Genomic DNA, 12,008 nt, shown 5'->3' on the forward strand with positions numbered 1-12,008 from the left:
GCGACCCGATCCAGGAACCGCTCGGAGTGTAGCGGGTTAAACCATATAACTTCATGGACAGCAGCTCAATCATGCACAACTTAAGACTCAGCAAGGCCTTATCCTACAGCGCTTTCGGACTATTCTTGAGCACAGGTTACTGCGTTGCAGGGAATCACACCGACCAGCAGATCGAGGCGGTGGTCAAAGATGCCGTTACGCCGGTCATGCAGCAACAGAACATTCCGGGGATGGCCGTCGCGATCACCCTCAACGGTCAACCGCATTACTTTAACTACGGCGTGGCCTCAAAAGAAACCGGCAAGGCTGTCACTGAAGAAACCCTGTTCGAGATCGGTTCGGTGAGCAAAACCTACACTGCCACCCTCGCCGCCTACGCCCAGGCCAGCGGTAAATTGTCCCTGTCAGACAAGGCCAGTCAGATCCTGCCGGAGCTGCGTGGCAGTGCGTTCGACAACATCAGCGCATTGCAGCTCGGCACCTACTCAGGCGGAGGGCTGCCGCTGCAATTCCCAAGCGATGCCGATACACCGGACACAATGCTCGGCTATTTCAAACAGTGGAAACCGACCTATACCCCTGGCAGCCATCGACAGTATTCGAACCCGAGCCTGGGGCTGTTTGGTTACCTCGCGGCCCAACGCATGGGCGCTCCGTTTGATGAGGTGATGGAAAAGATCTTGCTGCCAAACTCGGCTTGAAGCACACCTTCCTCAAGGTTCCGCAGGATCAGATGGCGCTTTACGCCCAGGGCTACAACAACGACGACAACCCCGTACGAGTCGGCCCGGGCGCACTGGATTCAGAGGCATACGGCGTGAAAACCAGCGCCTCGGATTTGCTTCGCTATGTTGAAGCGAACATGAAACCGGCGAAGCTGGAAACGCCATTGCAACAGGCAATCGCCATCACCCACACCGGTTACTACACGGTCGGTGGCATGACTCAGGGCCTGGGCTGGGAGTACTACCACTACCCGGTAACACTCAAGACATTACTCGCGGGCAACTCGTCGGAAATGGCCTATGAAGCCCAAAAAGTCCAATGGCTGAACCCGCCGCAAACACCTCGGCAGGACGCACTGTTCAACAAAACAGGCTCGACCAGCGGCTTCGGTGCTTACGTGGCCTACGTGCCCGCGAAAGACATCGGCATCGTGATTCTGGCGAACAAAAACTACCCGAACCCGGAACGGATCAAAATCGCTCACGCGATATTGAGTGCGCTGGATAAGTAACTGAGAGACGCGATTCCCTGTAGGAGCTGGCTTGCCAGCGAAGGACTCAAGAGAGACGGTTAACCAATCTATGCGCGTAATCGTTAACGACCATCGCTGGCAAGCCAGCTCCCACAGGTAAGTCACTGGCCACAAAGGCTGCGCACCGATTCAATCATCCGGCATTTCAGGCGGCTTGGTGGGTTTCGCCGGTTTGCCGTTTTTTGCGCCCTTGACGCCCTTGACCGCCGGTTCGGGTTCGGCAGCGGGCACTATCGTTGGCGGTGGGGTTTCCTTTTCGGCTGCCGGGAGTTGGTCGACAGCGGCGAATACTTCTTTCAGCTCAATTGGGCCTGCCTGATCAAGTTTCTTTTCACCGTCCTTGCCGACCAGAATCACCTTGGTCCTGGCCCCGGCACCCAGTTTCAGTGAGCGGATCAAGGCCGCAGTGTCTTGCGGCCCCAGGTCCTTGCCGTCGCGCTGCCCCATCAGATTGAGTACGGTGTACAGCACCATGTTCCGCTCGGTAAAACCCTTGCGATTTTCCGGCTCATCCAGCGATTTTTTAAGGCTGACCCACGTCGGGTCGACCGTGCTGGGTGCGATGACAATCAGTGGTCGGGCCCTGCCCTTGTCCATATCCAGCGGTGAGTCGCCATCGGCGGCGAACAGGGGCCGGCGACGGCCAGCAGGGTAGCCAGGGTCAGTAACCTGATGAGCATGCGCATCTCCTTTTGATATCCACGCTCTAATGATTGCGCATCGCGGCGAACGTTCCGGGTGACGCTCCGCAAATGTTCTTTGCCTTGACCCAAGCTTAGGTCAGGGCGGTCATTGCGCAATAGGCTGGGCTAATCTCAGGTCTCATACAGACACTTCTGATACGCCCTGAGGACCACGCCATGAGCGCCCGGTTGAACCACACCATCGTCTGGTGCCGCGACAAGCAGGCCTCGGCCAGTTTTCTCGCCGACCTGCTCGGTTTGCCCACCCCACAACCTTTCGGGCCAATGCTGGTGGTCAAATTCGATAACGGTGTATCGCTGGACTTTTACGACAACGACCCGCCGATAGCCTCGCAGCATTACGCGTTTTTGCTCGACGATGACGACTTCGACAATGCCTTCGCGCGGCTACAAGCGAGCGGGCTGCCGTGGTGGGCCGATCCCGGTAAGCAGCGGCCGAAGGAGGTCAATGATTATGCGGGTGGGCAGCGGGTGTATTTCGATGATCCGGACGGACATCTGCTGGAAATCTTCACCCGCGAATGAAGCTGGCGTCCTGTATTGCATTAGAACGCCAGTTTGTAACCGATCAATACCAGCATGGTTGCCAGGCAAGGACGCAACAGTTCGTCAGAGATGCGCCCGGTCAGGTGGCTACCCAGGTAAATCCCCGGCAGCGAACCGACCAGCAAGTAACCCAGCACGTGCCAATCCATGTTGCCCATGCTTGCATGGCCAAGACCGGCGACCAGGGTCAGGGGACGGCGTGGGCGATTTCCGTGCCCACCAGGCGGCGGGTCGGCAGCAGCGGATAGAGAATGAACAACGCCACAGTGCCCAGGGCGCCGGCGCCGATAGAAGTCAGCGCAACCATGGTGCCCAGGACCAGACCGGTGATCACTGTCATCACATTCAAGCGCTTACCGCTCGGCTTGTAGTTGCCACCGGCGCGTTTGTGAGCGAAATCGAGCAGGCGTTTCTTGAACAGGATCGCCAGCGCCGTGGCAAACAGGACGAAGCCCAGCGCCTGTTTGATGATCGCGTTCATCGCATCGGGCGCTTCGTTCAGACTGCTCAGGAACCACAACGTCAATGCCACCGCCGGCACACTGCCGAGGGTCAGCCAACCGGTAATCGCCCAGTCGATGTTGTTGTTCTTTTTGTGAACCAGCACGCCGCTGGACTTGGTGATGGCCGCGTACAGCAGATCGGTGCCGACCGCCGTTGCCGGGTTGATGCCGAAGCCCAGAAGGATAGGCGTCATCAACGACCCGCCACCCACGCCCGTCATGCCGACGATGAAGCCCACGACCAGCCCGGCAACAACCAACCCGATGTTCACTAAATCCATTGATACGTCCACATAGACCGCAGGGAAAATATGGCCCGCAGCATAGCGATTTTTCTTATAACCACTTATATCGATGCGATCTATCTTTATGCCTAAATACCAAATCACCCTGTGGGAGCGGGCTTGCTCGCGAAAGCGGTGTGTCAGCCAATACATGTGCCGACTGATATGCCGCTTTTCGCGAGCAAGCCCGCTCCCACAGGGATTTGTGGCGTTCTCATTGCACCGGCAAGAAATTCAGGAACAACAGGCTCTGCGCGTAATTCAGGCCGATCCTCCGGTAGCGCTCATCGAGCATCTGGGTCAGAAGGTCCAGCCGCGCGACGATCTTGCCGAACTCCACGGCAAAACTCAGGTTGCTGCCCTCCTCCGAGATTTCGTTGGAGAACAGCATGGGCTGGCCTTCCTTGTTCTGCCGCTGGCTCAATATCCAGGTGGCGATTTCGATGTTGCGCGCCGCGTTGCTGACGAACGTCGGGTTGATCGCGTCCGTCATATAGAACTCCAGGCGATTGCCGTGGGCGGTGACCAGCATGCTGCCGATGGCATAAATGAACGCACCGATCCGGTCGCCAAGAAACTCTGGACTCATGGCAAAACGAAGCGCCGCCAGGTCCTTTTTGCCGCCCAAGGTGGGTAACGGCTGTTGCTGTTCAATCGCCATGCGCACTTGCTTGCCAGCGGTACGGGCGTCGAGGAAACCGGACTTTTTCAATTCGTCCGGGTTGCGCAGGTAGAGCTTACTCATCAGCAAATAGAGGCTGTCGAGGTTGTCGCGCATGGTCAGCGTGGCCATGCGGTCGACGCTGGTTTGCAGGAACTCCTGGGGTTTTGCGTCGCGCAACTGGGTGACCAAATCGTTTCCGGGCTGCTGGCTGCAACCGCTGGCACAAAGCAGTAACAGACCGGCTAACAGGTGAATTCGGGCAGGGTTAAGGGCAACACTCGAACCATAAGGGATTGGGCAGACACATTCCTGTGCGGCGGGATTCGCCGCAACGGCTATGGATAGAGCCGGTCATTTTGGAAAAGTGCAGTGTTGGCGGTGATCAATCGATCATCGGCATGGGAAAGGATCGACAAAGTGTAGTGTTTGAGGATTGGGTACAGCCGAAAAGGATTGGTCGACTGAAAGGTCGCTATCGCGAGCAGGCTCACTCCTACAGTTGGATCGGGGACATCTGCAAGAAATTGGTCGGCTGTCAGGCCGCCTTCGCGGGCAAGCCTCGCTCCTACAAAAGCTGATTGGCGTGCCCACGCTTTTCACCACTCAACAGGCCGAGCGTTAGCTCGCCTGCAGCTCTTGATCTTGATCCACCCGCCCCTCGGGAGGCTGAGTGGAGGTGTTCATCCGGGGATTGGCGCGCAGCGCCGTTCGACGCAGTCGAACACGCTGCATGTAGGTGCAGCGAAGCCAACCGGAGGGCAGTGTCCCCGGATGGATGCCGGAGCGAAGGAACGCCGAGCCCCAGCGAGGGGCCGGACGCCTGGGCGAGACCTTTTGGTTCCTTTTGGGGCGTTTGCCAAAAGGGACTCGACCGTCAGGGCGAAACCATAAGTGGCCGTTACCTCAGCAACGGATATGTACACACCCCAAAAAACAGTTTGGTCGGCTATAAGGCCGCCAAGACGGAACCCGAGGGCTATCCTGATGCCAACCACAATACTGAGTAAAGGGATTCAACCATGCGAACTCTGCAACTGGCCGGCACCCAGGTGCCCGTCATCGGCCAAGGCACCTGGCAAATGGGCGAAGACCAATCCCGCCACAAAGAAGAAGTCGCAGCCTTACGCCAAGGCATCGAACTGGGCATGACCCTCATCGACACCGCCGAAATGTACGCCGAAGGCGGCGCCGAGGAAGTCGTGGCCCAAGCCATCGCCGGCCAGCGCGACGAGGTCTTCCTGGTCAGCAAGGTCTACCCGCACAACGCCAGCCGCCAAGGCATCCCCCAGGCCTGCGAACGCAGCCTGAAGCGGCTCGGTACCGATCACATCGACCTGTACCTGCTGCACTGGCGCGGCCAATATCCGCTGGAAGAAACCGTCGAAGCCTTCGAACGCCTGCGCGAAACCGGCAAGATCGGCCGTTGGGGCGTGTCCAATTTCGACGTCGACGATTTGCAGGAACTGAGCACCCCGGCCTGCGCCACCAATCAGGTGCTCTACAACCTGGAGGAACGGGGGATAGAATTTGATTTGCTGCCCTGGTGCCAGCAACACATGATGCCCGTTATGGCCTACTGCCCAATCGGCCAGGGTGGGCAGATGCTGGTCAATGCCACGCTAAAGCAGGTGGCCGCACGCCATGGCGTGACGCCTGCGCAGGTATCGCTGGCCTGGCTGCTGCGCCACAATGGTGTGATCGCCATCCCCAAAGCGGTTCTTCCTGCGCATGTGCGACTTAACGCCCAAGCCGCCGGATTGCAGCTTGAAGCCGGGGATCTGGAGGCGCTGGACCAAGCGTTTCACGCGCCCAAACGCAAGCAGCGGTTGGCCATGGTCTGAGCCATCACGCTGTCAGAGGGCTTCGTCATGAGAAGCACCGATCAACCGGACGCCTTTAACCTGCAACGCTTTATCCAGGCGCAAGACGCGGTGTTCGACCGTGTTCAGGCCGAACTCAATGCCGGCCACAAGCGCAGTCACTGGATGTGGTTCGTCTTTCCACAGTTCGCCGGGCTGGGTGACAGCGAAATGTCCCGACGGTACGCGATCCGCACCCGCGAAGAAGCACAGGCCTACCTTGAGCACCCCTTGTTGGGTGCCCGGTTGCGCACCTGCACCCAGGAAGTGCTGAACACCCAGCAGCGTTCGGTGGCGGCGATTTTCGGCCATCCGGACGACCTGAAATTTCATTCATCGATGACCCTGTTCGCCCAGGTCGCCTCGGACGACAGTCCATTTCATCAAGCCCTGAACCGGTATTTTCACGGCATTCTGGACGACTGGACGTTGTCGCTGCTGGACTCAAAACAAGCCCAGTTGCCCCCCAATCAGCGTTGAGAAGTCGTCATCGACAAACGGCAGGATCGCATCCGCCACCGGTTGCAGTTGCTTGGTGATGTAGTGATCGTAATCGATGGTGCGCTACGGGTTTCCAGCGGCTCGGGGCCGGCGACGCTGATCACGTAGCTGATCCAGCCACCGTTCTGGTACTGCCGCGGACGGCCCTGCCGGTCGTTGTAATCGTCGGCGATGCGCGCCGCCCGCACATGAGGCGGGACGTTGCGCTGGTAGTCGTCGAGCGTGCGGCGAAGGCGCTTGCGGTAAATCAGGCGCTCGTCGAATTCGCCGGCCAGGGTCTTGGCCACGTAGTCGCGCACGTAGTCTTGATAAGGCTTGCGCTGGAAGATTCGCAGGTACAGCTCCTGCTGGAATTGCCGGGCCAGTGGCGACCAGTCGGTACGCACGGTTTCCAGGCCTTTGTAGATCATCTCGTCAGTGCCATCGGCGCGAGTGACCAGCCCCGCATAACGCTTCTTGCTGCCCTCCTCCGCACCGCGAATGGTCGGCATCAGGAAACGCTTGTAGTGAGTTTCGTACTGCAACTCCAAGGCACTCTCCAGCCCATACTCTTGACGCACGTGCTCGCGCCACCACTGGTTGACGTGATCCACCAAAGCTTTGCCGATCTGCGCGGCTTCCTGTTGGCCGTGGCGCGACGCAGCCAGACGAAGGTCGAGTCGGTGTCGCCATAAATCACTGTGTGTCCCTGAGCCTCGATCAACTGGCGGGTGCGCAGCATGATTTCATGGCCGCGCAAGGTAATGGACGACGCCAGACGCGTATCGAAAAAACGGCAGCCGCTGGAGCCGAGGACACCGTAGAACGCGTTCATGATGATCTTCAGTGCCTGGGACAGCGGCGCATTGTGCTCGCGCTTGGCGGTTTCCCGGCCTTCGGCGACCCGGGCAACGATGGAGGGCAGGCAATGCCGGGTGCGGGAAAACCGTGCCCCGCGAAAGCCCGGCACCGAGTCGGCGTTGTCTGGATGCCTGAGACCTTCGATCAGGCCCACCGGGTCGATGAGGAACGTGCGGATGATCGAGGGGTAGAGGCTCTTGTAGTCGAACACCAGCACCGATTCGTACAGCCCCGGTTGCGAATCCATGACAAAACCGCCAGGGCTGGCTTGCGGCGGACGCCCGCCGAGGTTTGGCGCGACGAAACCCTGACGATGCATTAACGGCATGTAGAGGTGAGTGAACGCCGCCACCGAACCGCCCATGCGATCGGCCGGCAGACCGGTGACACTGGCCCGCTCAAGTAAAAAAGTCAGCAACTGGGTCTGGGCGAAGATCCGCGTGACCAGCTCACAGTCCTTGAGGTTGTACTTGGCCAGCGCCGGTTTGTCCTCGGCGAACATACGGTTGATTTCGTCCATGCGCTGGTAGGGTTGTCGATGGACTTGCCCTCGCCGAGCAGGGTTTGCGCGACGTTTTCCAGGCTGAACGAGGGAAGCTCCAGGTCGCCGAACGCAGGGCTTCGATGCCGTCGATGATCAGCCGGCCGGCGGCGGATGCAAAGTAATGGTTGCCGTTACCATGTTCACGCCACTGCATTTCCTCACCGCCACGCCCCAGTTTCAACGGCACGCCCAGGCGCCGGGCGTGTTCGTGCAACACCCGCAGGTCGAACTGCACAACGTTCCAGCCGATGAGCGCGTCGGGGTCATGCCGGGCGAACCAGTCGTTGAGTTTTTTCAGCAGCAGGGTTCGCGACTCGCAGTATTCGAGCTGGAAATCCACCTGGCTGTCGTCGCCATTAGGCGGCCCGAGCATATACACCTGACGCTCGCCGCAGCCTTCGAGCGCGATGGAGTACAAATCGCCCTGGGCAGTGGTTTCGATGTCCAGCGACACCAGTCTTAGGTTCGGCCGATAGTCAGGGTCGGGTTTCATCTGCGCGTCGAGCAACAGCCCTCGGCACCCGGCGTGCCGCCAAAACGCACCGGCGCGGTGATGAAGCGCTCCATCATGTAGCGTTCCGGCGGGCGCACGTCGGCTTCGTACACTTCGACACCGGCCCGGCGCAGCGCGCTCTCAAGACGCATCAACTGGCCGTGCTGCCGGCAATACAGACCGAGCACCGGGCGGTGCTCGAAATCCTCAAGGGCCAGGGTGCGCAGCTCGACGTTTTTTTCGTCGTGCAACAGCGTCTCGGCCTGCTCGCGCTGACAGGCCGGAATGAACGCCACCGACGGCTGATGAGGCAGGCGAATGCGCCGGGGACCGCTGTCGGTCGCCAGCCAGAACTCGACTTCCGTACCCGCCGGGGTATCGCGCCAATGCCGGGTCAGGACGAAGCCCTGGGGTAAATCCACCACTGCAAACCTCGGATTTGATTCAGGCTGTTGATTCTACGCGTGATCCCATAGAGATAGAGTCGAACCTCTAAAAGATCGCAGCCTTCGGCAGCTCCTACAGGGGTATGCGTTCTACTGTAGGAGCTGCCGAAGGCTGCGATCTTTTGAGGGTTAAGCAAGAAAACCGCCGAATGGCGTTTTTTGCGTGTTATCTGCCGCTTTCGCCCTTGCCCTGCGCGCTTGGGTCTACGATCCTTCAAGGACAACGACAATACCCGGGAAACCGCCATGAAAACCGTCGCGCAACTGCTCAAGCTCAAAGATCAGAAAAACCAGGAAGTGCACCAGATCAAACCTGATCATATGGTGCTCGAAGCGCTGATGAAGATGGCCGAAAAGAACGTCGGCGCCTTGCTGGTGGTGGAGAATGACGAGGTAGTGGGCATCATCAGCGAACGCGATTACGCGCGCAAACTGGTGCTGCATGGCCTTTCTTCCGTGGGTACACCAGTGAGCAAAATCATGGTGTCGCCGGTGATCACCGTGGATACCCATCAAACCGTCGATACCTGCCTTGGCATCATGTCCGACAGGCGCCTGCGTCACCTGCCGGTGGTGGAAGACGGCAAGTTGATCGGCTTGTTGTCGATCGGTGACCTGGTCAAGGAAGCCATCGCCGAACAGGCCGAGCTGATTCGCCAGTTGGAGCAGTACATTCGCGGGGAGTAACTCCAAGTCCTCCCTTGTAGGAGCCGGCTTGCTGGCGAAGGCGGTGTATCAGTCGACACATGTATTGACTGATACACCGCCTTCGCCAGCAAGCCGGCTCCTACAGGGTTTGGGGTGTTCCGCCGGGACAGTGCCATTTTGGGTGTTCAGGCGGGCCAATGCCGGGCAAAGACCGGTGCCAGTGTCGGATGTCGGTCGATGCGTTCCAGCCAAGCGGAAAAGCCCGGTCGGGTGCGGCGCAAATGCTCCCGGCTCCCCGCCCACCGCGTGATCACCGCCGCCAGAACGTCCAGCGCGCCTGGTGTCTCGTCATCCAGATACAGCTCTGCCGAAAACTGATCGGCAAACACTTCCCAACTCCAATGCAGCCGCGCTCGGCTGCCGGCCATGAGGTTTTGCCGCGAAGCTTCATCCCCTTCGGCCAGCCAGCGTTCCGGGTAATCGATGACGCCAATGGCGCTGTAACAATTGCTGACGATATAGACCAGGCCGCGTATGGCCTGGTCGCGGTCGGCAGGGTTGTCCGGCAGCAGGTTCGACTCGGGAAACGTCAGCCCGAGGTGAATCAGGATTGCCGCGCTCTCGGTCAGGATGCTGCCGTCAGGCAATTGCAGCGTCGGGATCTGCTTGAGTGGATTGAGCTTGTGTAAATCCTGAGCCGCTTCGGCAGACGCCTCGACATCGATGAAGCGAAAGGGAACCGCGCACAGCACAAGTGCAGCCTCAATCGCCGCGGCGCCAGAGTTTTGATAACCGTAAAGCTGGTACATGCACACCTCCTTGCTGACTGCGCAGCTAACCAGTGTAGAAGCAGCCACCGACCGCGCCTTGGCGATCCGACGACCGCATCATTACGCTCACTATGCGTAGGCCACGCGCCCTATCAATGCCGTCGATGTTCACAATCACGTCAATGAAGTTCTCTTAAAAATCCTGCGGCGTAACATCTGCTCCATACCAACTGATAACACCCCCGGAGCACATGATCATGAAACGCCAAACCATCCTCAGCATCGCTTTCTCGGTTTTCGCAGTTAACGCTTTCGCCGCTACCTCTGCTCAACCAGTAGTCGCTGAAGGCGGCTCGGATCGTCTGATCGAAAGCCGTGTGGCTGAAGGTGGTTCGGATCGTCTGATCCAGAATCGTGTGGCTGAAGGCGGTTCTGATCGCCTGCTCGAAAAACGCGCTGTTGCTGCTGATGGTTCTGATCACCTGCAAGGCAACACCGTTGCTGCCGATGGTTCTGACCACCTGAAAGGCAACACCGTTGCATCTGATGGTTCTGACCACCTGCAAGGCAACACCGTCGCTGCCGATGGCTCCGACCACCTGCAAGGCAACACCGTCGCTGCCGATGGCTCCGACCACCTGCACGGCAACACCGTCGCATAAACAAATCGCTTTAGCGCAGCACCCAACAAAAAGCCCGGCCTGATCAGCCGGGCTTTTTCATGCTTGATTCAGGTCCGTTCAACGCGCCATGCAGCGCTGATAACGCTCATCGACCCGTTTGGCAAACCACGCTGTGGTGAGTTTTCGGGTGATTTTCGGGCTTTGCAGCACGATCCCCGGCAGCACCGCACGGGGCAGTGGCCGGCCTTCAGCCTGTTCGGCCAGGGCGAAGACCCGCTCATAGAGCCTGGTGTTCTCGAAACCCAGCGTATTGCCCTCCTCCAATTGATCCCTGATCGTCGAGTTGCGCATCTCCAATTGCTTGCCAAGGGTGCGCACGGCCAGTTCCGTGGTGCCAGGCATGATCGAGTCATAGCGGACCAGATCGCCATCCAGCGCCAACGCAATGCCCGAGGCCCGGCTCACGGCGTTCTGGAACGCGGCATTGCGACTGGCGTACCAACCGGCATTGAAATCGGCGAAGCGATACAGCGGTTGTTGGTAGCTCACCGGATATCCCAGCAAGTGCGCGATGCCGAAGTACATGCCGCCGCGGCGGGTAAAGACTTCATGGCGGATCGAACCCTCCACCGGGTAGGGATAGTTCTTCGCCTGTTTCTGCGCAAAGTCGATGCTGACCTGCATCGGCCCCCCGGTGTGCACCGGGTTGAAGCCTGCAAATAACGTCTGGCCCATGGGCACCATGCCGATGAAGTCGTCGAAAATCGCGCTCAGTTCCTTTTCGCTGCGTGCCGCATTCAGCCGGTCGCTGTAGCTTTTGCCATTGGGTGAGCGAACCTGCAATGCACCGCTGACCAACAGGCCGGGGATGTGCGCCTTGGCTGCGCGCCGGTCGATTTCGTCACGGGCGATCTTGCCCAGGCCCGGCACGGAGGGATCTGCCTGAAAGGTCGACTCCTGCTCGGTGACGGCCAGTACCGAACAGAGATTTTGCGTGGTTGGCGCAATCTTCTGCGCGGCAAACGCGGCATAGATGTCCGTGGCCCAGCCCTGGCGGTCGACGGCTTTGGCCGGCAGCAGGCGCACGATTTCGGCCTTGACCTCGGCGGGCGTGCGCGCCGGTGGTTCACGGGTCCGTTGGCTGCTGCAACCGGCCAGCACCAGCAAGGCGGCAATGCTCATGATTAATGGGTGGGTTGGCATGTTGCTCCTGGTCATTCGATGCGCCGAATCAACCATACGGCCGATGGCATGACGCTGGCTATGACTGTCTGTAGGAGCGAGCTCGCTCGCGATGGGCGTCAACGATAACGCGCCCTCCCTGA

The 12,008-nt window shown here is 59.3% G+C and carries 8 protein-coding genes and 4 pseudogenes; 6 read left to right on the forward strand and 6 right to left on the reverse strand.

Annotation, left to right across the window (positions count from 1 at the left end):
* Positions 1–71 precede the first annotated feature (71 nt).
* A pseudogene (gene ampC, locus CES87_RS26990) lies at positions 72–1,237 on the forward strand (class C beta-lactamase).
* Between the two features lie 150 nt (positions 1,238–1,387).
* Here the strand turns inward: ampC and CES87_RS26995 are convergent.
* Positions 1,388–1,938: pseudogene (locus tag CES87_RS26995) on the reverse strand (DUF4174 domain-containing protein).
* A gap of 180 nt (positions 1,939–2,118) precedes the next feature.
* Between CES87_RS26995 and CES87_RS27000 the strand changes: the two are divergent.
* A complete protein-coding gene (locus CES87_RS27000; RefSeq protein ID WP_128608510.1) occupies positions 2,119–2,487 on the forward strand; it encodes a VOC family protein in 369 nt (122 codons plus the stop codon).
* 20 nt (positions 2,488–2,507) lie between these two features.
* Here the strand turns inward: CES87_RS27000 and CES87_RS27005 are convergent.
* Positions 2,508–3,292: pseudogene (locus tag CES87_RS27005) on the reverse strand (sulfite exporter TauE/SafE family protein).
* A gap of 217 nt (positions 3,293–3,509) precedes the next feature.
* On the reverse strand, positions 3,510–4,190 hold the full coding sequence (locus CES87_RS27010; protein ID WP_128608511.1) for a hypothetical protein: 681 nt from the start codon (positions 4,188–4,190) through the stop codon (positions 3,510–3,512).
* Between the two features lie 788 nt (positions 4,191–4,978).
* Here CES87_RS27010 and CES87_RS27015 point away from each other — a divergent pair.
* Together CES87_RS27015 and CES87_RS27020 are read left to right on the forward strand one after the other, a co-directional pair.
* Positions 4,979–5,800: an aldo/keto reductase gene (locus CES87_RS27015; protein WP_128608512.1), complete on the forward strand. Its 822-nt coding sequence runs from the start codon at positions 4,979–4,981 to the stop codon at positions 5,798–5,800.
* Positions 5,801–5,827: 27 nt separating this feature from the next.
* Positions 5,828–6,298, forward strand: a complete 471-nt coding sequence (locus CES87_RS27020) for a DUF1810 domain-containing protein (RefSeq protein ID WP_128608513.1) — start codon at positions 5,828–5,830, stop codon at positions 6,296–6,298.
* On the opposite strand, the pseudogene CES87_RS27025 reads toward CES87_RS27020, so the two are convergent.
* Positions 6,263–8,618: pseudogene (locus CES87_RS27025) on the reverse strand (DNA polymerase II). The gene CES87_RS27020 and the pseudogene CES87_RS27025 sit on opposite strands and share 36 nt — an antisense overlap.
* A gap of 270 nt (positions 8,619–8,888) precedes the next feature.
* On the opposite strand from CES87_RS27025, the gene CES87_RS27030 reads away from it, so the two are divergent.
* On the forward strand, positions 8,889–9,329 hold the full coding sequence (locus CES87_RS27030) for a CBS domain-containing protein (protein ID WP_128608514.1): 441 nt from the start codon (positions 8,889–8,891) through the stop codon (positions 9,327–9,329).
* A gap of 146 nt (positions 9,330–9,475) precedes the next feature.
* Here the strand turns inward: CES87_RS27030 and CES87_RS27035 are convergent, their stop codons facing one another.
* Positions 9,476–10,099 (reverse strand): glutathione S-transferase family protein, encoded by a 624-nt coding sequence (locus CES87_RS27035; RefSeq protein WP_128608515.1) that lies wholly within the window; start codon positions 10,097–10,099, stop codon positions 9,476–9,478.
* A gap of 218 nt (positions 10,100–10,317) precedes the next feature.
* Between CES87_RS27035 and CES87_RS27040 the strand changes: the two genes are divergently transcribed.
* The gene (locus CES87_RS27040; protein WP_128608516.1) at positions 10,318–10,722 is read left to right on the forward strand and encodes a hypothetical protein; all 405 of its coding nucleotides are present in this window, start codon (positions 10,318–10,320) and stop codon (positions 10,720–10,722) included.
* A gap of 78 nt (positions 10,723–10,800) precedes the next feature.
* Here the strand turns inward: CES87_RS27040 and CES87_RS27045 are convergent, their stop codons facing one another.
* Positions 10,801–11,886: a DUF1615 domain-containing protein gene (locus tag CES87_RS27045; protein WP_128608517.1), complete on the reverse strand. Its 1,086-nt coding sequence runs from the start codon at positions 11,884–11,886 to the stop codon at positions 10,801–10,803.
* Between the last annotated feature and the right edge of the window lie 122 nt (positions 11,887–12,008).

The sequence above is a fragment of the Pseudomonas sp. ERMR1:02 genome (assembly GCF_002277815.1).
Taxonomy (GTDB): Bacteria; Pseudomonadota; Gammaproteobacteria; order Pseudomonadales; family Pseudomonadaceae; genus Aquipseudomonas.